Source organism: Xanthobacter dioxanivorans, assembly GCF_016807805.1.
Taxonomy (GTDB): domain Bacteria; phylum Pseudomonadota; class Alphaproteobacteria; order Rhizobiales; family Xanthobacteraceae; genus Xanthobacter; species Xanthobacter dioxanivorans.
The window spans coordinates 2,408,146-2,427,384 of sequence record NZ_CP063362.1 but is presented as its reverse complement, the minus strand read 5'-3'; the positions used below and the strand labels follow the sequence as shown (position 1 = coordinate 2,427,384).

General features: G+C 68.4%; 17 protein-coding genes and 1 pseudogene. 10 read left to right on the top strand and 8 right to left on the bottom strand.

All coding sequences use genetic code 11. The features are described 5' to 3' along the window. Nucleotides 1-19: 19 nt before the first annotated feature. Entirely contained in the window at nt 20-1,294 is a 1,275-nt protein-coding gene (locus EZH22_RS11490) for a cytochrome b (RefSeq protein WP_203195749.1), read from the bottom strand. Between the two features lie 36 nt (nt 1,295-1,330). Beyond that, complete coding sequence (petA, locus tag EZH22_RS11485; RefSeq protein WP_203195748.1) at nt 1,331-1,858, bottom strand: ubiquinol-cytochrome c reductase iron-sulfur subunit; 528 nt, start codon at nt 1,856-1,858, stop codon at nt 1,331-1,333. 431 nt (nt 1,859-2,289) lie between these two features. On the opposite strand from petA, the gene EZH22_RS11480 reads away from it, so the two are divergent. From EZH22_RS11480 to EZH22_RS11460, 5 genes and pseudogenes are all read left to right on the top strand, one after another. Next, entirely contained in the window at nt 2,290-3,528 is a 1,239-nt protein-coding gene (locus tag EZH22_RS11480) for a glycoside hydrolase family 64 protein (protein ID WP_203195747.1), read from the top strand. A gap of 41 nt (nt 3,529-3,569) precedes the next feature. After that, nucleotides 3,570-4,034 (top strand): tRNA (cytidine(34)-2'-O)-methyltransferase, encoded by a 465-nt coding sequence (locus tag EZH22_RS11475; RefSeq protein WP_203195746.1) that lies wholly within the window; start codon nt 3,570-3,572, stop codon nt 4,032-4,034. Nucleotides 4,035-4,105: 71 nt separating this feature from the next. Further along, nucleotides 4,106-5,118 (top strand): annotated as a pseudogene (hemF, locus tag EZH22_RS11470) (oxygen-dependent coproporphyrinogen oxidase). Nucleotides 5,119-5,234: 116 nt separating this feature from the next. After that, nucleotides 5,235-6,137 carry a hypothetical protein gene (locus tag EZH22_RS11465; protein ID WP_203195745.1) on the top strand — a complete coding sequence of 301 codons (903 nt, stop codon included), beginning with the start codon at nt 5,235-5,237 and terminating at the stop codon, nt 6,135-6,137. Between the two features lie 56 nt (nt 6,138-6,193). Then, the gene (locus EZH22_RS11460; protein ID WP_203195744.1) at nt 6,194-6,412 is read left to right on the top strand and encodes a YodC family protein; all 219 of its coding nucleotides are present in this window, start codon (nt 6,194-6,196) and stop codon (nt 6,410-6,412) included. Nucleotides 6,413-6,422: 10 nt separating this feature from the next. Here the strand turns inward: EZH22_RS11460 and EZH22_RS11455 are convergent, their stop codons facing one another. From EZH22_RS11455 to EZH22_RS11440, 4 genes are read right to left on the bottom strand one after another with little or no spacing between them, the layout of a single operon-like run. Further along, a complete protein-coding gene (locus tag EZH22_RS11455) occupies nt 6,423-7,643 on the bottom strand; it encodes a CCA tRNA nucleotidyltransferase (protein WP_203195743.1) in 1,221 nt (406 codons plus the stop codon). Then, nucleotides 7,640-7,900 (bottom strand): DUF6111 family protein, encoded by a 261-nt coding sequence (locus EZH22_RS11450; RefSeq protein WP_203195742.1) that lies wholly within the window; start codon nt 7,898-7,900, stop codon nt 7,640-7,642. Before EZH22_RS11450 ends, EZH22_RS11455 begins: the two co-directional genes overlap by 4 nt. After that, nucleotides 7,900-8,595, bottom strand: coding sequence for a CoA pyrophosphatase (locus EZH22_RS11445; RefSeq protein WP_203195741.1), 696 nt, complete (start codon nt 8,593-8,595; stop codon nt 7,900-7,902). The genes EZH22_RS11450 and EZH22_RS11445 overlap by 1 nt, the downstream gene beginning before the upstream one ends. Continuing rightward, nucleotides 8,592-9,227: a DUF1285 domain-containing protein gene (locus EZH22_RS11440; RefSeq protein WP_203195740.1), complete on the bottom strand. Its 636-nt coding sequence runs from the start codon at nt 9,225-9,227 to the stop codon at nt 8,592-8,594. Before EZH22_RS11440 ends, EZH22_RS11445 begins: the two co-directional genes overlap by 4 nt. Before the next feature lie 311 nt (nt 9,228-9,538). Here EZH22_RS11440 and EZH22_RS11435 point away from each other — a divergent pair, with 311 nt between their 5' ends. The 5 genes from EZH22_RS11435 to EZH22_RS32860 all read left to right on the top strand — a co-directional run bounded on the left by EZH22_RS11435 (nt 9,539) and on the right by EZH22_RS32860 (nt 17,116). Next, nucleotides 9,539-10,504, top strand: coding sequence for an AAA family ATPase (locus EZH22_RS11435; RefSeq protein WP_408647729.1), 966 nt, complete (start codon nt 9,539-9,541; stop codon nt 10,502-10,504). After that, complete coding sequence (locus tag EZH22_RS11430; protein ID WP_408647692.1) at nt 10,501-11,460, top strand: DUF58 domain-containing protein; 960 nt, start codon at nt 10,501-10,503, stop codon at nt 11,458-11,460. The genes EZH22_RS11435 and EZH22_RS11430 overlap by 4 nt, the downstream gene beginning before the upstream one ends. After that, complete coding sequence (locus EZH22_RS11425) at nt 11,460-14,306, top strand: DUF4159 domain-containing protein (RefSeq protein WP_203195738.1); 2,847 nt, start codon at nt 11,460-11,462, stop codon at nt 14,304-14,306. Before EZH22_RS11430 ends, EZH22_RS11425 begins: the two co-directional genes overlap by 1 nt. A gap of 34 nt (nt 14,307-14,340) precedes the next feature. Beyond that, complete coding sequence (locus EZH22_RS11420; protein WP_203195737.1) at nt 14,341-16,407, top strand: hypothetical protein; 2,067 nt, start codon at nt 14,341-14,343, stop codon at nt 16,405-16,407. Between the two features lie 277 nt (nt 16,408-16,684). After that, on the top strand, nt 16,685-17,116 hold the full coding sequence (locus EZH22_RS32860) for a trypsin-like serine protease (protein WP_203195736.1): 432 nt from the start codon (nt 16,685-16,687) through the stop codon (nt 17,114-17,116). 384 nt (nt 17,117-17,500) lie between these two features. Here EZH22_RS32860 and EZH22_RS11410 read toward each other — a convergent pair whose 3' ends face one another. Together EZH22_RS11410 and EZH22_RS11405 are read right to left on the bottom strand one after the other, a co-directional pair. Next, nucleotides 17,501-18,319, bottom strand: a complete 819-nt coding sequence (locus tag EZH22_RS11410) for an ABC transporter permease (RefSeq protein ID WP_203195735.1) — start codon at nt 18,317-18,319, stop codon at nt 17,501-17,503. Then, on the bottom strand, nt 18,316-19,233 hold the full coding sequence (locus EZH22_RS11405) for an ABC transporter permease subunit (protein WP_203195734.1): 918 nt from the start codon (nt 19,231-19,233) through the stop codon (nt 18,316-18,318). Before EZH22_RS11405 ends, EZH22_RS11410 begins: the two co-directional genes overlap by 4 nt. Between the last annotated feature and the right edge of the window lie 6 nt (nt 19,234-19,239).

Here is a 19,239-nt window from a genome sequence, read left to right as displayed (position 1 = left end):
TGTTCTCTCCGCGCCCGGCTCAATGGGTCCCGGGGCCAGCCGCCCCGGCGACCGCCGCACCGCCCTTGGCCCCCTTGGCGAGGACGGCATCCGCGATGGAGGCCGGCAGCGGCTTGGGACGCTCGAACAGGCCGAGCAGCGGCAGGATGATGAGGAAGTGGATGAAATAGTAGGCCGTGAAGATGCGCGAGACGATCACGTAGCCGCCCTCGGCCGGCTGCGAGCCGAGATAGCCGAGGCCGACCGCCACCACCACGAAGACCCAGAAGAACTGACGGAACAGCGGACGGTACTTGGCCGAGCGCACCTTGGAGGTATCCAGCCAGGGCAGGAAGGCCAGCACCACGATGGCCCCGAACATGGCGAGCACGCCACCGAGCTTGTCCGGGATCGAGCGCAGGATCGCGTAGAACGGCAGGTAGTACCATTCGGGCACGATGTGCGCCGGCGTCGAGAGCGGATTGGCCGGGATGTAGTTGTCCGAGTGGCCGAGATAGTTCGGGATGTAGAAGATGAACCAGGAGAAGAAGATCAGGAACACCACCATGGCGAAGGTGTCCTTGATGGTCGCGTAGGGGGTGAAGGGCACCGTGTCCTTGGCCACGCTCTTGATGTCGAGGCCGTCCGGATTGTTCTGGCCCACGTGGTGCAGCGCCCAGATATGGAGGCCGACCACGCCCGCGATCATGAAGGGCAGCAGGTAGTGCAGGGAGAAGAAGCGGTTCAGCGTGGGATCACCCACCGAATAGCCGCCCCACAGCCACTGCACGATGGTCTCGCCGACCCAGGGGATGGCCGAGAACAGGTTGGTGATGACGGTGGCGCCCCAGAAGGACATCTGCCCCCACGGCAGCACGTAGCCCATGAAGCCCGTCGCCATCATCAGCAGGTAGATGATCACGCCGAGAATCCACAGCACCTCGCGCGGCGCCTTGTAGGACCCGTAATACATGCCGCGGAACATGTGGATGTAAACCGCGATGAAGAACATCGACGCGCCGTTGGCGTGGATGTAGCGGATGAGCCAGCCGTAGCTCACGTCGCGCATGATGTGCTCGACGCGGGCGAAGGCCACCGGCCCGTAGGCCACGTAGTGCATGGCGAGCACCACGCCGGAAACGATCTGGCAGACCAGCATGAAGGTCAGGATCGCGCCGAAGGTCCACATGTAGTTGAGGTTCTTCGGCACCGGATAGGCGACCGCCGAAGAATGAATCAGCCCAACGATCGGCAAGCGGCTCTCGAACCACTGCGCGACCTTCCCCTTGGGCTGGTAAGTGGAATGTCCTTCCATGGGTCCAACCTTTTTGAAAGCGGCGACGATCGAGCCTCAGCCGATCACGATCTTGCTGTCGGAGACGAAATTGTAGGGCGGGAGCGCAAGGTTGAGCGGCGCCGGTCCCTGCCGGATGCGGCCGGACGTGTCGTAGACCGAGCCGTGGCAGGGGCAGAACCAGCCGTTGTACTGGCCCTGGTGACCGAGCGGCACGCAGCCGAGATGGGTGCAGATGCCGATCACCACCAGCCACTGGTCCTTGCCCGCCTTCACGCGGTCCTGGTCGGGCTGCGGGTCCGGCAGCGCCGAGAGGGGCACGTCCTGCGCCGCCTTGATCTCCGCCGGAGTGCGGTGGGAAATGAAAATGGGCTTGCCGCGCCACTGCACGGTGACGATCTGGCCTTCCGCGATGGGCGAGATGTCCACTTCCGTGGTGGAGAGCGCGAGCACCGAGGCGTCAGGCTGCAGCTGGGAGATGAAGGGCCACACCATGGCGGCGGCCCCGACCGCGCCCACGGCGCCGGTCGCGATATAGAGGAAGTCCCGACGCGTCGTCGTGTCCGACGTCTCCGTATGTGCCACGGCGCAGTCCCCGATCTGTTGTCCTCGCAGCGCGCGCCCCGAACCCCCTTGGAGCGCAAGCCGCACACAGACGCGGCGGCCGCGTGGACCCGCGAGCCGCCACTTTCAAGCGCCTCTAATTGCACCCCCGACCCATCTTGTCCAGATCATGGCGATGCGGCACGCGGTCCTGTTCCACGACGTTTTCGGGTCCAGGCACTCCCGCCGGCACGTCTACGGCCTGTGTGGCATGGCGCGGGGCCGGAGGCATCCGTCCGGAAGGCTCGCAGGCAACCCAATGGTCAAGGTCAAGCATTGCTCCGGCCGAAGCCGCGCGCTAGCGTGCCTGCGCGCTTAGTGCCTGCGTTCGCATTACCTTAGGTCGGCTCCGCCCGGACCCCGAAAAGCGGGAACAAACCGGCGTTACGGGCCAGCCAATGCAGGGGGGACACATGCATACGCGGATCTTGGGAGCAACCGTCCTCGCGGCGGTAGCTGCCTGTACGGGCCTTGCGCCTGCGGCGAACGCCCAGACACTCCCGGTCACGATTGTCAACAAGACCGGCATCAAGGGCAAGATGTATATTACTGTCCTTGGCCGGAGTCCGCGGGATCCGACCGTTCATATCTACAGCGATGCGAACGGGAACATTAAACAATTCGCGGTCAACCCGACGCCGACGGACTACGGTTTTTCGACAACGGCGCAGAGCTATAGTTTCAAGATCCCGCAGATCAACTCTGGGCGGATTTACGTTTCCTTCTGCGCCCCCGCCTGGACGACCGCCAGCAAGACCGGCGATACGCCCCCGCAGATCGCCCCCAACACCCCGGCCACCTGGGTGCCCACCGACAAGAACTTCTACACCGTCCTGGACTTCGCCGAATTCGACTGGGTCCCGTCCGGCGGCACCACGTCGATGGATATCGACACGACCCAGGTGGACGCCCTGAGCATCCCCATGACGCTGTCCCTCAGCGGCACGCCCGGCGGGAAGGCGACGACGCTCACATCCGGCTTCAAGGACGCATCCACCAGCACCCTCGTGCTGCCGGGGCTGGCCAAGGCCCCGTGGAACAAACTTGTCGTCTACGACAGCAAGAAGCGTCCTATTCGCATCCTCGTACCGGAAAAGGCGATGGTGCTGCCGACCTCGCATCCCAATTATTTCCCCAACAATTACCTCGACAACTATATCAGCCAGGTTTTCGCGACCTTCGCGAAGCCCGGTAAAACGTTCACGATCAAGGGGGACAATGGCGCCCTCTATACCGGGACGGTGCAGAACAACCAGATCGTCCTGAAGCCCAACAATGGGAACCCGGCCAACGTCTTCAACAAGCCGAGCTCGACCTATGTCTGGCAGAACGGCGCACCGCCCGCGAGCGGTCCCGCCGGGCCGGTGCCAAGCCTGCAAAAATACATCCAGGCGGCGTTCCTGCGCTCGACCTTCCTCAACACCACCACGAATTCCCTCTCCACGTGCCAGGGCGTCATCCCCTACACGCTGCCGCCGCAGAACCTTTACTCCAGCACCATCCACGCCTTCTCCATCAACCAGGGTGCCTACACCTTCGCCTATGACGACGTATGCGCCCGCAGCAGCAACATCGCCTTGACCAACCCCACATCGGTGACCTTGACGCTGCTGCCGCTGAGCCCCACCATGTCGACCATGACCTGCAACTGAGGGGCGGTCCTGCGGGCTCGGCATCCGCCGCGGCCCGCAGCATGACCTTGCGCATTGCCCTGTATTGTCCCGACATCGCGCAGAATGCCGGCACCATCCTGCGCGTCGGCGCCTGCTTCGGCGTGGAGGTCCACATCATCGAGCCCGCGGGCTTTCCCGTGGGTGATGCGGGCTTCCGGCGCGCCGGCATGGACTATATCGACCAGGTGACCTGGCGGCGGCATGTTTCGTTCGCGACCTTCGACGCCGAGCGGCGGACCGAGGGCCGGCGCCTTGTGCTGTTCACCACCACCGGTGCGACGCCACTGCCCGACTTCCGCTTCCACCCCGGTGACCTGCTGCTGTTCGGGCGGGAATCGGCCGGAGTGCCCGAGGCGGTGCACGCGGCGGCGGACGCGCGGGTTCGCATTCCCATCCGGGCGGAGGCGCGCTCCCTCAACGTGGCGGTGAGCGCGGGCATCGCGCTGGCCGAGGCGCTGCGGCAGACCGGCGGCCTGCCCGGCTGATGCGCCGGCTTTCTTCCGCCGCACCGAGGCGGTAGAAGCCCGCGCCACACGCCAAGAACGCGCCACGCGAAATGCGCCACGCGACAAGAGCGAACGAAGCGGAGCCTTCCATGTCCACCGCTGCCACCCCCGATGCCGTCCCTCCCGCCGCGGAAGCGGCCGGCGCCGGTTCCGCCCATCCGCCGACCGGCGATGCCCTGCTCGACGCGCGCCGTGCCGAGGCGCGGGCCTGGTTCGAGACCCTCCAGGGCCGCATCATCGCGGCCTTCGAGGCGCTGGAGGACAAGGCCGACCCGGCGCTCTACGCCGGCGACGCCGGCCGCTTCGAGCGCACCGCCTGGGCGCGCACCGACCATACGGGCGCGCCGGGCGGCGGCGGCACCATGGCGCTCATGCGCGGGCGGCTGTTCGAGAAGGTGGGCGTGCACACCTCCACCGTGTTCGGCGAGTTCGCCCCGGAATTCCGCGGCCAGATCCCCGGCGCCGCCGAGGACCCGCGCTTCTGGGCATCCGGCATCTCGCTCATCGCCCACATGGCGAACCCGCATGTGCCGGCGGTGCACATGAACACGCGCTTCGTGGTCACCACCAAGGCCTGGTTCGGCGGCGGCGCGGACCTCACCCCCGTGCTCTCCCGGCGCCGGACCCAGGAGGACGCGGACACCCTCGCCTTCCACGCCGCCATGCAGGCCGCCTGCGCGGCGCACAAGGTGGCGGAATACGAGCGCTACAAGGCGTGGTGCGACGACTACTTCTTCCTGAAGCATCGGGGCGAGATGCGCGGCATCGGCGGCATCTTCTACGACTATCTCGACAGCGCCGGCGCCGGGACGGGCACATGGGCGGACGACTTCGCCTTCACCCGCGAGGTGGGCCTCGCCTTCCTCGACGCCTATCCGCGGATCGTCGCCGCCAACATGGCCACCCCCTGGACCGCCGAGGACCGCGAGGAACAGCTGGTGCGGCGCGGGCGCTACGTGGAGTTCAACCTGCTCTACGACCGCGGCACCATCTTCGGCTTGAAGACCGGGGGAACGTGGATTCCATCCTTTCCTCCATGCCGCCCGTGGTGAAGTGGCCGTAAAGCCCTCGGCCCGGACGCAGGCCGCAGTCCCGCGCCTGAATATCCCCGTTCGGGGGATGCAACCTGAGGCCGCATATGCGCAATATGCGTGATGCGTGCGGCATCGGGGGGACACAATGGCAACGCAACTCGACGGGCAGGAGCGGCCTCGGACATTCCGGATCGAACTGGTTCAGCCGCCGTCGCCGAAGAAGACATTCGCCGACAGGCTCAAGGACATCGGCGTCATCGGGATCGTCGGGGCCTTGTTGGCAGCGCTGTTTGGCACTGTCTTCCAATATTCGAGATGGCTTGTCGAACAGCAACTGGCTCGCAATGCCGACGATTTCAAAATCGCCACGCATACATTCAACACGCTGGCGGCGGATCTGGCGAAGGCGCAGACCCTCCAGGAGACGCTGTTCTTCACTTACGACAGCGCGACAAGCCCCGCAAATCCGCAGCAGTTGAAGTTTTTGCGCAAGCGCGGCGCCGATATCTATCCCTTGTACGAGGAACAGCGGCTGGCCTTGCGGCAGAAGATGGATTCCCTGCTGTTCGACGTCCAGCGTCACCTCGACTGGGCATCCGACCCGAAATCCCGCGACTTCACGGCCGCCACGGGCGGCTCCCGTGATCCGTTAAGCTACGGCAAGCTCAAGCGGGCCGACTTTGACTGCCTGAGTAAAAGAAGCATGCCTCATTTCCCCGATGAAAAGCTCCTCGGCGTTGAAAAATTCGATTCATTCGATGTGGACTGGCGCAGCATAAAGCATCATCTCATCGTGTATAATTATTGCTTCCGTCAAATACATGATCAGATCGAGGCCGTCCGCGTGTGGGCCGGACTCTCTGGTGATGCAGACATGCAGGCCGCGGCGCTCGACATCGAAAAGCTGAAGCAAAAACTCGACAACAACGTCCAGCGCCTCAACGGCATCTCCATGCTGGGCCTCATACAGGTGGAACGCGTGCGCGAGCTCAACACGCCGCCGGGCGTCCTGAACTTTCTGCGGCTGGCTGTGACGGGATCGTCATGATCCCCGGCTAAGCCTCTCCGCAGCGCAGCCCTCGTCCGCTGCGGGGAGAGACAGCCATGGCCTTCGCACCCGGCGACATCGTCCAGCTCAAGTCCGGCAGCCCCGCCCTCACCGTCGTCTCGACGGCGGGTGAGGGCGTGTCGGTCATCTGGTTCGCGGAGGAGCTGAGCGAGTTCCGGGACCGGGTGTTGCCGGCCGTCGCCCTCGACAAGCTCGAAGTCGCCGATTTCGACGAGGAAGACGACGAGGACGAGGACGAGGCGGACGAGGACTGAGCCAATCTGGTCAGCCTTGCCGTGCCGCCTTCTCCAGCAGGGCTGAGACCGCTGGTTCCCCGGTGGGAAAGCCGGCGTCGATCCAGGCCTGCTCCGCCCAGCGCAGCGCCGCGCCCAGCCCCGGGCCCGGCTTGAGGCCCCGCGCGATGAGGTCGGCGGCGGTGAAGGGCGGGCGCGGGAGGTCCCATGTCGCCGCGGCCTCGACGACCCGCGCCGCGGCGGCGGGATCGCAGCGCCCGTGCGCGGCCGCCAGCAACACCCGGTCACGCCCCGCCTCGACGCCCCCGGCGTAGAGGAAGGCCTTCACCGACTGGACGTCCGGCAAGGGCGGCACCGGCCCGGCGAGGGCGAAGAGACGCCGCGTCTCCGCATTGGACAGGCGCAGATGCGCGCGCAGCCGCTCGACATCGACGCTGACGCGCAGCGCCAGCGCCGCGAGGCGACGCGTGGGGTCGGGCCGCAGGCCGAGGGACGCCTCCAGCCCGGCCAGCCGGGCGAAGGCTTTCACGTCGCCGATGCCGCCGAGCAGCATCTGCAGCAAGCCGCTCTCGCTCATGGTGGCAAGGGTCGGGGCGGCGCCGGGCGCCACCAGCAGCTTCATCGTCTCCGCGCGAATGCGCTCCCGCGACAGGCCGAGCAGCCCGGCGCGCAGGCGGACGGCCGCGCTCAGGGCGGTCGGGTCCACCTCGCCCACGCCATAGGAGGCGTGGAAGCGGAACAGGCGCAGGATGCGCAGATAGTCCTCGCGAATGCGGGCCTGCGCGTCGCCGATGAAGCGCACCCGCCGCGCCGCGAGGTCAGAAAGGCCGCCCACGAGGTCCACCACCGTGCCGTCCGCCGTGGCGTAGAGGGCATTGAGGGTGAAGTCGCGCCGCTCGGCGTCATGCCGCCAGTCCCGCCCGAAGCGCACCACTGCGCGCCGCCCGTCCGTTTCCATGTCCTCGCGAAGGGTGGTGACCTCGAAGGCGTGGTGCCCGGCGACCACCGTCACCGTGCCGTGCGCGATGCCGGTGGGCACCGGCTTCATGCCGGCCCGGCGCGCGCGCTCGACCACCTCCTGCGGCAGGGCCGTGGTGGCGATGTCCACGTCGATCACCGGCAGGTTGAGCAGGCTGTTGCGCACGGCGCCGCCGACCACCCGCGCCTCCTCGTCGCCGGCGTTCAGCAGGCCCAGCACCTCGGCGAGGCCGGGCGTGGCCCAGAAGGCGGCCCCCGCGATCGAGGAGGTCATTCGAAATGGCCCGGCACGAAGACGCCGTCCCTGGTCTGCGCCGGCACGTAGCGGCTGCCCGGCGGGGCCGTCCGGCCGTGCTCGAACAGGAACAGCCCGACGACGGCCAGCGCCACCGCCGCCGTGGCCACCCCGGCGAGGGCCTTCGCCGACCAGTGCTCCGGCACCACCGAGCCCTTGGTGGCGAACAAAAGCGCCGCGTAGAGCACGAACGGCGTGAGAAACAGGCCGAGCTCGATGACAACGCTGCGCAGCATCAGGCGTAGACCCTCTCGTAAAGCATGCGGAGCATGCCGGCGGTGGCGCCCCAGATGTTTCGACCCTCATACGGCATGGCATAGAAGTGACGCAGCGTGCCCTGCCATTCGCGCGACTGGCGCTCGTGGTTGCGCGGGCTCATGAGGAAGGACAGCGGCACCTCGAACGCCTCCTCGACCTCGGCCGGGTTGAGGGTGAGGCGGTAGGCGGGATCCACGAGGCCCACCACGGGCACGATCCAGAAGCCGGTGCCAGAGAGATAGCCGTCCAGGTAGCCGAGGGGCTCCACGAGGCCGGCCTCAAGCCCTACCTCTTCCCGCGCCTCGCGCAGAGCGGCGTCCAGCTCGTCGCGATCGCCGGGATCGACCCGGCCACCGGGAAAGGCGATCTGCCCCGCATGGTGGCTCAGGTGCGGCGAGCGCAGGGTGAGGAGCACCGCCGGCTCGGGGCGCGCCACCACCGGAACCAGTACGGCGGCATGGCGCGGCGGCTTCGACGGCACGAGGCTCTGCTGCTCCGACTGCAAGGCGTGGTCGCCATTGAGGCCCGGAAAGGCCGCTTCCGAATAATAAGGCGGCGGGGCGGACGCGAGCCGCGCGCGGGCGCGGGCCATGAACGTTTCGAGGCTGAACGCGCCCGTGCCGGGCGCCTCCTCGCCGGGCGCCGCATCGGCCGCTTCGGACACACGCGTCATTCGCTGAGACCCAGGCCGGCGGCCGGCAGGATGGCGTAGAAGCGGCCGGCGGAGGCAACTCCGAACATGGGGACGCCGCCCTCCTCGCGCACCTCCCCCTCTTCCATCAGGTCGAGATGCACGGCGCGGGTGAGGCGCGCCTCCAGCCCGTGGCGTACGTGCAGATAGGGCACCACCTCGCCCTCCCCGGCGCCCGGCGCGAAGCGCAGGTCGTGGCCGGGGCCGCAGCGCACCAGGTCGTCGAGATTGGTGCGGAAAACAAGGGTGCGCCCGTTCGGGGTGCGGCCCTCCGCCGCATCCTCCACCGCCATCTCCACGGCGAGGAAGGGGGCGTCGTCTACCGTGATACCGATCTTCTCCACCGGCGTCTTCAGCACGAAGCGCGCGCCCTCCCGCGCCAGCACCGAGGCGAACAGGCGCACCAGCGCCGGGCGGGCGATGGGCGTGCCCATGTAGAACCAGGAGCCGTCGGCCTTGATGCGGATGTCGATGTCGCCACAATCGGGGGGATTCCAGCGGTCCACCGGCGCCGGCCCACGCCCGCCCGCGGCCCGCACGGCGTCCATCAGCGCATCAAGCCGGCCCGGCGCGGGCCCGCCCGGCGGAGGTGGAGCGGCGTTGGTTCCGGCCATCTCGTTGTCCCTCCCTGTGCGTTGTCGCCTGCCGCGCCGCGCGAACCCGTCGCAGGCCTCGCGATGACGTGAGCACCGTCCCCAGCCGGCACCACCGCGCAGGGTTCGACGCAGTGCAATCTTATCGTAAGCTCTGTGTCCGGGTGGCGTGTCGTTTGCAAGGCCTCATCCGGGGAGTGGGGCCGGATCCGCGTCGGGGCGTTTTATTGCCGCTTTTCGCGGCAAGCCTGTCCCGAAGGCGCGAGCCCGGGCGTTTGGGCGTTAAGGAGATGCAGATGTCGGCTGCCGGCGAGACGTTCGACCTCGACGAAATGATCATCCGCAATGCGGAAGCCGCCGCGGCCCATGTGAAAGGTGCGCGTACCGCCATCTCCGCCGTCATCTTCGGCCAGGAGGCGGTGGTCGAGCGAGCGCTCATCACCATCCTGGCCGGCGGCCACGCTCTGCTCGTGGGTGTGCCGGGCCTCGCCAAGACCAAGCTGGTGGAAACCATGGGCACGGTGCTGGGCCTCGATGCCCGCCGCGTCCAGTTCACGCCGGACCTGATGCCCTCCGACATCCTCGGCGCCGAGGTGCTGGAGGAGGCCGCCGGCGGACGGCGGGCCTTCCGCTTCATCAAGGGCCCCATCTTCGCCCAGCTGCTGATGGCGGACGAGATCAACCGCGCCTCGCCGCGCACCCAGTCCGCCCTGCTCCAGGCCATGCAGGAATACCATGTGACGGTGGCCGGCGAGCGGCACGATCTGCCCCGGCCCTTCCACGTGCTCGCCACCCAGAACCCGCTGGAGCAGGAGGGGACCTATCCCCTGCCCGAGGCGCAGCTCGACCGCTTCCTGATGGAGATCGACGTGGACTATCCGGACCGCGACGCGGAGCGGAAGATCCTGTTCGAGACCACCTCGGCCGAGGAGCAGAAGCCCCGCGCCGCCATGAGCGTGGACGACCTCGTCGCCGCCCAGCGGCTGGTGCGCCGCCTGCCGGTGGGCGAATCGGTGGTGGAGGCGATCCTCACGCTCGTGCGTTCCGCCCGTCCCGGCGCCGAGGGTCCCGAGCAGCGCTACATCGCCTGGGGCCCCGGCCCGCGCGCCAGCCAGGCGCTGATGCTCGCCGTGCGCGCCCGCGCGCTCCTTGACGGGCGCTATGCGCCCTCCGTGGACGATGTGGTGGCCCTCGCCGAGCCGGTGCTGAAGCACCGCATGGCCCTCACCTTCGCCGCGCGGGCGGAAGGGGAGAGCATCACCCACATCATCCGTCGCCTCACCGAGCGGCTCGGGTGAGCGCCGGCCAGCCGCAGGTGCCGGACGCGGCGCACCGCTCCGTCGAGCAGGCCGCCCTTGCCGCCGCGGACCTTGCCGCCGCCATGCCGCGCCTGGTTCTGGAGGCGCGGCGCATCGCGCTCACCGTGCAGCACGGACTGCACGGGCGCCGGCGCGCCGGCTCGGGCGAGAATTTCTGGCAGTACCGCCGCTTCATCGACGGCGAGCCCGCCAACCGCGTGGACTGGCGGCGCTCGGCGCGCGACGACCATCTTTATGTGCGCGAGCGCGAATGGGAGGCGGCCCACACGGTGTGGATCTGGCCCGATCTGTCCCCGTCCATGGACTATGCCTCCCGCGGGCAGGCACCGAAGCGCGAGCGCGCCCTCATCATCGCCTTCGCTTTGGCCGAGCTGCTGGTCAAGGGCGGCGAGCGCGTGGGCATGCCGGAGATGATGCGCCCGTCCGCCAACCGCCGCATCGCCGAGCGCATGGCCGAATCGGTGGTGCTCGCCCCGCGCCTGCCGGCCAGCCTGCCGCCGCCCTTCGCCCCCTCGCCCTTGTCGGAGATCGTGCTGCTCGGCGACTTCTGGAGCCCGGCGTCGGAGGTGGCGGAGCGCATCGAGCTGCTCGCGGCCTCCGGGGCGCAGGGCCATCTGGTGCAGATCGTGGATCCGGCGGAGGAGACCTTCCCCTTCTCCGGCCGCATTGAGTTCCGCGAACCGGAGAGCGGCGACCGGCTCACCGTCGGCCGGGCGGAAAGCTGGCGCGCCGACTATGACCTGAAGCTGGTGGAGCACCGCGCCCGCATCCGCGCCGCCGCCGAGCGGCTGGGCTGGAGCTTCACCGTGCACCGTACCGACCGCCCGGCGAGCGAGCTGCTGCTCGCCCTCCATATGCGCATGGGCGCCGGCGGCACCGCGTCCGCCGCGCCCAAGGGCGGCGGACGCGCCTTTGTCTCGCGAGGTCCCGCCTGATGTTCGGCCTCCCCCTCGCCTTTTCCGCCCCACTGCTGCTCACGGCCTTCCTCGCTTTGCCGCTGCTGTGGTTCCTGCTGCGCGTGGTGCCGCCGAAGCCGCGCGAAATGGCCTTCCCGCCCATGCGCCTGCTCCTCGGCATCGCGCCCAAGGAAGAGAGCGCGGCGCGCACGCCGTGGTGGCTCACCGCGCTGCGGCTGCTGCTGGCGGCGCTCATCATCCTCGCCGCGGCCGGACCCATCTGGAACCCGCCGGCGGCGGCGCCCGCGCGCGGCGGGCCGCTGGTGCTGATCATCGACCAGGGCTGGCCGGCGGCGGCGAGCTGGGACGCCCGGCGCAACGCCGCCGGCGCGCTGATCGACGAAGCGGAAACCAACGGGCGCGGCGTCGCCCTCATTCCCACCGGCGACGTGCCGCGGGACGCCACCCTCCTCACCCCCGCCGCCGCCCGCGATCGCCTGCGCTCGCTGGAGCCGGTGCCCTACGGGCCGGCCCGCCGCGAGGCCCTGGCGCTGGCCCAGCGGGTGCTCGGCGGCGAGCCGGAGGCCGGCATCGTGTTCATCTGCGATGGCGTGGACCTCGGCGCCGACCCGGACCTCGCCCAGGGCTTCGCCGCCCTCGGCGGCGCCGGCCGGCTGCTGGTGGTGGGCGGTGGCGTCGCCGCCCCCCTCGCCTTGGCCGGGGCGGACAACGGCGCCGAGGCGCTCACCGTGAAGGTGCTGCGCCCGGACGGCGGCGCTCCCCGCGCCGGGCAGGTGGCGGCGCGGGACATGCGCGGCCTCTCCCTCGGCGAGGTCCCCTTCACCTTCCCCGAGGGCTCGAGCGAGACGGAAGCCCGCTTCGACATGCCGGTGGAAATCCGCAACGAGGTGGCGCGGCTGGAGATTTCCGGCGAGCACTCGGCCGGTGCGGTGCAGCTCCTCGACAAAAGGTGGCGGCGGAGGACCGTCGGCATCGTCTCGGGCACCAGCACGGACACCGGCCAGCCCCTGCTCGCGCCGACCTACTACCTCTCCCGCGCCCTCGGGCCGTTCGCCGACCTGAGGGTGGCCGAGAGCGGGTCGGCGACGGAGAACATCAATCGCTTCCTGGAGCAGCGCCTGCCGGTGCTGGTGCTGACCGACGTGGGCACCATCCCGCCCGCCACCCGCACCCGCCTCGCCCGCTTCGTGGAGGAGGGCGGCGTGCTCATCCGCTTCGCCGGCCCGCGCCTCGCCAACGCGCAGGACGACCTGTTGCCAGTGAAGCTGCGGCGGGGCGGACGCGTGCTCGGCGGCTCCCTGTCGTGGGAGACGCCGCAGAAGCTCGGCGCCCTCACCCCCGAAGGGCCGTTCCGCGACGTGCGCCTGCCCGACGACGTGACGGTGAACCGGCAGGTGCTGGCCGAGCCGGACGGGACGCTGGGCGAACGCACCTGGGCGACGCTGGCCGACGGCACCCCCCTGGTCACCGGTGTACGGCGGGGCAAGGGCGCGCTGGTGCTGTTCCATGTGACCGGCGACACGTCCTGGTCCAACCTGCCCCTGTCCGGCACCTTCGTGGAAATGCTGCGCCGCGTGATCGCCCTGTCCGATGCCCCGCCCCCGGCCGAGGCCGCGCCGGCCGACGCCGCCGCCCGCGCCGCCAACCGGCCGGACGTGGCCGCCCTGCCCCCGGCACGGGTGCTGGACGGCTTCGGCACCTTCCGGCCCGCCGACCCGACCGTGCATGCCCTGCCCTCCAATTATGCCGGCCGCGCCGGCGCCGACCATCCCCCCGGTTTCTACGGCCCGCCCGACGGGCTCCTGGCGGTGAACGCGCTTTTGCCGGACGACCGGCCGAAGCGCCTCGACCTTTCCGCCCTCGGCGGCCGGGTGGAGCCGCTGCAGGACAGCGCGCCGCGCGACCTGCGCGGCAGCATTCTCGTCGGCGCCATGGGGCTGCTGCTGCTGGACGCGCTCGCCGTGCTGTTCCTCGCCGGCGGCCTGTCGCGCATGGGCGGCCCCGGGGCCGGGAGCGGCGTGAAGCGCGGCGCCGCCGCGGCCGTTCTCGTGGCCTTCGTCCTCGGTGCCGGCCTCGCCGCGGGGCCCGCCCCCGCCCGCGCCGACGATGCCGACTTCGCCCTCAAGGCCACGGTGCAGACGCGCTTCGCCTATGTGGCCACCGGCATTGGCGAGGTGGACGACATCTCCCGCGCCGGCCTCGACGGCCTCGCCACCTTCCTCGGCCAGCGCACGGCGCTGCAGGCGGGCGAGGCCATGGGGGTGGATATCGCCAAGGACGAGCTGGCCTTCTTCCCCCTGCTCTACTGGCCGATCCTGCCCGACACGCAGGTGCCGCCTCCGGCCGTGCTCGCCCGCATCGACGCCTACATGAAGCAGGGCGGAACGGTGATCTTCGACACCCGCGACGCCATCGAATCGGGCGGGGCCCCGGGCGCGCCGCTCACCGCGGCGGGCGCCCGGCTGAAGGAGATCCTCTCCCGCCTCGACATTCCCGAGCTGGAGCCGGTGCCGCGCGACCACGTGCTCACCAAGGCCTTCTACCTGCTCAAGGACTTCCCAGGCCGCTTCACCGGCGGCACGACCTGGGTGGAGGCCCTGCCCACCGCCCGCGACGACGACGCGGACCGCCCGGCCCGCGCCGGCGACGGCGTCTCCCCCGTCATCATCACCTCCAACGACCTGGCCGGCGCCTGGGCGGTCTCGCGCAACGGCGATCCGCTGCTGCCCCTCACCCCCGGCGAGCCGCGCCAGCGCGAGATCGCCTTCCGCGCCGGGGCCAACATGGTGATGTATGTGCTGACCGGAAACTACAAGGCGGACCAGGTGCACGTGCCGGCCCTGCTGGAAAGGCTCGGGCAATGAGGCCGCATCGCCGACCGCGCGCGGGTGACCGGGCATGAGCTACGGCCTCACCTTCTCCCCGTTCGTCTCCCTCCCGGTGCTCATCGCCATCGCGGCGGTGGCGCTGGTGCTGGCGGGGCTCCTGCTGTTCTCCCGCACCCGCGGCGCCGTGTTCCGCGCCCTGGCGCTGGCGGTCGGCCTGCTGGCCCTGTCGAACCCCTCCTTCACCCGCGAGGAGCGCGAGCCCCTGAGCTCGGTGGTGGCGGTGGTGGTGGACCGCAGCGCCAGCCAGTCCTTCGGCGACCGCACGCAGCAGACGGAGGCCGCCCGCGCCGCCCTCACCGCCCGCCTCGGCCAGCTCTCCGGGGTCGAGGTCCGCACCATCGACGCCGACAGCGGCGACGGCTCGGCGGACGGCACGCGCCTGTTCTCGGCCCTCTCGGCGGGCCTTGCCGACGTGCCGCCGGAGCGCGTCGCCGGCGCCATCATGATCACCGACGGGCGGGTGCACGACACGCCCGAAAAGCCCCAGGCCCTCGGCTTCTCCGCGCCCATCCACGCGCTGATCACCGGCCGCGCCGGCGAGCGCGACCGGCGGGTGGCGCTGGAGAAGACGCCGCGCTTCGGCATCGTCGGCCAGAAGCAGACCATCACCTACAGGGTCACCGACGAAGGCACCGCCGCCGACGCCCGCGTGCCCGTCACCATCCGCCGCGACGGCGAGGTCATCGCCCGGCCCATCGTCACCACCGGGCGCAGCGCCAGCGTGGAGGTGGACATCACCCATGCCGGCGCCAACATCGTCGAGTTCGAGGTGCCGCCGCTGGCCGGCGAGCTGACGCCGGTGAACAACCGCACCGCCGTCTCCATCGACGGCGTGCGCGACAAGCTGCGCGTGCTCCTCGTCTCCGGCGAGCCCAACGTGGGCGAGCGCACCTGGCGGAACCTTTTGAAGAGCGACGCCAACGTGGACCTCGTCCACTTCACCATCCTGCGCCCGCCGGAGAAGCAGGACGGCACGCCCATCAACGAACTGTCGCTCATCGCCTTCCCGACGCGCGAACTGTTCCAGACCAAGATCAAGGATTTCGACCTCATCATCTTCGACCGCTACTCCCAGCAGGGGGTGCTGCCGCAGGTCTATTTCGACAACATCGTGCGCTACGTCCGCGCCGGCGGCGCGGTGCTGGTGGCGGCCGGCACCGACTTCATCGACACGGGCTCGCTCTACAACACGCCGCTGGAAGAGATCCTGCCGGGCGTGCCGAGAGGCGAGGCGACGGAAGGCGCGTTCCACGCCCGCCTCACCGACCCCGGCAAGCGCCATCCGGTCACCCGCGCCCTGCCGGGCTCGGAGAGCGATCCGCCCCACTGGAGCCGCTTCTTCCGGGTGATCGACGCCCAGGCCCGCTCCGGCACCAGCCTGATGAGCGCCCCCGGCGACAAGCCGGTGCTGCTGGTGGACCGGGTCGGCGAGGGCCGCGTCGCCCTCCTGCTGTCGGACCACATCTGGCTGTGGGCGCGCGGCTACGAGGGCGGCGGCCCGCACATCGACCTTCTGCGCCGCCTCTCCCACTGGCTCATGAAGGAGCCGGATCTGGAGGAGGAGCGGCTGAAGCTCACCGTCTCCGGCCGCGACCTGGTGGTGGAACGCCAGACCATGGGCGAGAGCGTGCCCCAGGCCACCGTCACCACCCCCTCGGGCGCCCTGCGCACCCTCACCCTCGCCCAGGTGGAGCCGGGCCTGTGGCGCGCCTCCACGCCCGCCGACGAGCTCGGCCTGTGGCGCGCCGCCAACGGCACGCTCACCGCCCTGGCCAATATCGGCCCGCTGAACCCCAAGGAGTTCGCCGAGGTGACCAGCACCCGCGACGTGCTCGCCCCGGTGGCGGCGGCCACGGGGGGCGGCGTGTGGCGGCTGTCGGAGCTCGGCGGATCGGTGCCGCGGGTGGTGCAGGTCTCCTCCTCCGACCGGCTCGCCGGGGAGGACTGGATGGGGCTTCGCACCCGCGACGTCTCGGTGGTGCGCGGCATCGGGCTGTTCCCGCTGTTCGCCGGCCTCTCGGGCCTGCTGTTGCTCCTCGGCGCCCTCACCGCCGCCTGGGTGCGCGAGGGGCGGTAGGGCCGGCGGAGGCCTGCCCTTCCACACCGGCGCTTCGCGTCGGCTCTGCCTGCCGGCGACCTCCGGCCTACCGCGTCTGGGCACGCTGCTGGGGACGCCGCGCTGGCCGTTGGACGGGCTGCACGCATGTACCGGCCCCAGGGCGACCGGCACGCATCGGACCTTGCGGGCTCGCGGATGCTGCGCGACCTCTCGCGGCCTAACAACTAACCCGTTTGGGTATTGCGCGAAGGGGAAAGCGACCTAACTTTTCGGAAACTTGGCACCGGGACGCATCATGAGTAGAATTCGTTCAGGAAGGCTGGGACTTTTTCGCTCCAGGTTCGCGCCGGCAATTGCTTTCTGCTATTTCTTTCTTTTCTGTCCCGAATCTGCACATGCGATCATCAGAGGCGCAAGAGTCGACCCCAAAAGCGCGATATCCAACGAAATCCAAAGGATAGGTGGAACAATACAAGAGAAAAAGGGTGGAAAATGGATTGATGTAGCGCACAGGACGCGCACGGGTCTCCTGGTGGACAGTCGCACCATCCTGACCGCGCGACACTGCATTGAATTATCCGATGAAAATTGGCGGATCAGATTATCAGTCTACTTTCAAAACCCGAATGGCAGCGAAACCAAAGCGACCGTAGTATCACCGACCCCGCCATTGATTTGGCGGCATTCACCATTGATCGGCCAGCACCCGCAAATGCAAAAGAAATAACATCTTCATTAATTTGGGGGAATATGAGCGCCCAAAAAATATATATCTGCGGATATGGAAGGATAGAGGGCAAAGACACTCCACCTTCCAAAAAACTATATCACACATTTACTGAAATTTAATACTATAAATATGATGATATCTATTTTAGAACCAGACAATCTGACGGCCGAGGCGCATGCCAAGGAGATTCAGGATAGCTTGCGTATGTTGAAGAAATGGATTTTATAAATTAATAGGCGAACTTTCAAACACTGCATTTATAGAGCCCGGAAAACTTTGCAGCTGGCGCGCCAAATACATCAATATAAATTTTATAATATTTTGGCTAAGGCAAATCAAAAATCAATCAAACAATTAGCCCCCTTGCCCCGACTGATTCACCTACCCCTTCATCGCCGCCCGCTCTTCGGCCTCGCGCTGGCTCTCCGCCCGCTTGGTCACGATGGAGGCGATGATCACCACCACCGTCACGATGGCGATGAGGATGGTGCAGACCGCGTTGATCTCCGGCGTCACGCCTAGGCGCACCTGCGAATAGATGCGCATGGGCAGGGTCGTCGCCCCCGGCCCCGTGGTGAAGCTGGCGATCACCAGATCATCCAGCGACAGGGTGAAGGCCAGCATGAAGCCGGATACCACCGCCGGCAGGATGAGCGGCAGGGTGATCTTGAAGAAGGTCTGGAACGGCGGGCACCCGAGGTCGAGGGCCGCCTCCTCCAGCGTGCGGTCGAAGGTGACGAGGCGCGATTGCACCACCACCGCCACGAAGCACATGGTAAAGGTGATGTGCGCGAGCAGCACCGTCCAGAAGCCGCGATCGAAGTTCACCGCCACGAACAGCAGTAGCAAAGAGAGGCCGGTGATCACCTCCGGCATGACGAGGGGCGCGTAGATCATGCCCGAGAACAGCGTGCGCCCGCCGAAGCGGCCATAGCGGGTGAGGGCGAGGGCAGCCATGGTGCCAAGCACGGTGGCCACCAGCGACGAAAAGAAGGCGATGCGCAGCGTCACCCAGGCGGCATCGATGAGCTGCTCGTTCTCCAGCAGCGACCAGTACCACCGTGTGGAAAAGCCGCCCCACACGGTGACGAGCCGTGAATCATTGAAGGAATAGATCACCAGCAGCAGGATCGGGATGTAGAGGAAGGCGAAGCCGAGCACGATGGCCGTGACGTTGAACCAGGTGAGGCCCTTTTTCATCGTCCCGCCTCCAGCTCGCGCTGCTGGATGTTCTGGTAGATCACGATGGGCACCACCAGCACCAGCAGCAGCAGCACCGCCACCGCGGATGAGACCGTCCAGGAGCGGTTGACGGTGAACTCCGTCCACAAGGACTTGCCGATCATCAGCGTGTCGGAGCCGCCGAGCAGATCCGGGATCACGAACTCGCCCACCGCCGGGATGAAGCAGAGCAGCGCGCCTGCCGCCACGCCCGGCAGGGACAGCGGAAAGGTGATGGTCCAGAACGCCTTGGAGGGCGGGCAGCCGAGGTCGGCGGCGGCTTCCAGAAGCGTCAGGTCCAGCTTCTCCAGCGCCGAATAGAGCGGCAGCACCATGAACGGCAGGTAGGAATAGACGATGCCGATATAGACGGCGAGGTTGGTGTTGAGGATCTCCAGCGGCGTGTCGATCACGCCCAGGGCCATCAGGGCCTGGTTGAGCAGCCCCTCCGGCGAGAGGATGCCGATCCACGCATAGACGCGGATGAGGAAGGAGGTCCAGAAGGGCAGGATCACCAGCATCAGCAGGGTCGGCTGGATGGAGCGCGGCGCCCGCGCCATGGCGTAGGCGATGGGATAGCCCACCACCAGCAGCAGGATGGTGGAAATGGACGCGATCACCAGGCTCGAGCCGTAGGCCTCCAGGAACTCGTTGGAGAAATCGAGCACGTAGCCGTAGTTGGCGAAGCTCAGGCCCGACAGGAACTGGGTGATGCCGGCCCAGCCCTGGGAAAGATCGAGCTGCGGCTCGTAGGGCGGCTGGGCCACCACGTCCTGCGACAGGGAGATCTTGAAGACGATGAGGAACGGCGCCAGGAACAGCGCCAGCAGCCACAGATAGGGCACCGCGATCACGAACCAGCGGCCCCCGCCCTTTTCACCCGCCATGGCCATGTGCGC

Excerpts from the sequence above, each read along its gene's own strand:
- EZH22_RS11490 (WP_203195749.1), bottom strand. The coding sequence starts at position 1,294 with ATGGAAGGACATTCCACTTACCAGCCCAAGGGGAAGGTCGCGCAGTGG.
- EZH22_RS11480 (WP_203195747.1), top strand. The coding sequence starts at position 2,290 with ATGCATACGCGGATCTTGGGAGCAACCGTCCTCGCGGCGGTAGCTGCC.
- EZH22_RS11475 (WP_203195746.1), top strand. The coding sequence starts at position 3,570 with ATGACCTTGCGCATTGCCCTGTATTGTCCCGACATCGCGCAGAATGCC.
- EZH22_RS11465 (WP_203195745.1), top strand. The coding sequence starts at position 5,235 with ATGGCAACGCAACTCGACGGGCAGGAGCGGCCTCGGACATTCCGGATC.
- EZH22_RS11460 (WP_203195744.1), top strand. The coding sequence starts at position 6,194 with ATGGCCTTCGCACCCGGCGACATCGTCCAGCTCAAGTCCGGCAGCCCC.
- EZH22_RS11455 (WP_203195743.1), bottom strand. The coding sequence starts at position 7,643 with ATGACCTCCTCGATCGCGGGGGCCGCCTTCTGGGCCACGCCCGGCCTC.
- EZH22_RS11450 (WP_203195742.1), bottom strand. The coding sequence starts at position 7,900 with ATGCTGCGCAGCGTTGTCATCGAGCTCGGCCTGTTTCTCACGCCGTTC.
- EZH22_RS11445 (WP_203195741.1), bottom strand. The coding sequence starts at position 8,595 with ATGACGCGTGTGTCCGAAGCGGCCGATGCGGCGCCCGGCGAGGAGGCG.
- EZH22_RS11440 (WP_203195740.1), bottom strand. The coding sequence starts at position 9,227 with ATGGCCGGAACCAACGCCGCTCCACCTCCGCCGGGCGGGCCCGCGCCG.
- EZH22_RS11435 (WP_408647729.1), top strand. The coding sequence starts at position 9,539 with ATGATCATCCGCAATGCGGAAGCCGCCGCGGCCCATGTGAAAGGTGCG.
- EZH22_RS11425 (WP_203195738.1), top strand. The coding sequence starts at position 11,460 with ATGTTCGGCCTCCCCCTCGCCTTTTCCGCCCCACTGCTGCTCACGGCC.
- EZH22_RS11420 (WP_203195737.1), top strand. The coding sequence starts at position 14,341 with ATGAGCTACGGCCTCACCTTCTCCCCGTTCGTCTCCCTCCCGGTGCTC.
- EZH22_RS32860 (WP_203195736.1), top strand. The coding sequence starts at position 16,685 with ATGAGTAGAATTCGTTCAGGAAGGCTGGGACTTTTTCGCTCCAGGTTC.
- EZH22_RS11410 (WP_203195735.1), bottom strand. The coding sequence starts at position 18,319 with ATGAAAAAGGGCCTCACCTGGTTCAACGTCACGGCCATCGTGCTCGGC.
- EZH22_RS11405 (WP_203195734.1), bottom strand. The coding sequence starts at position 19,233 with ATGGCCATGGCGGGTGAAAAGGGCGGGGGCCGCTGGTTCGTGATCGCG.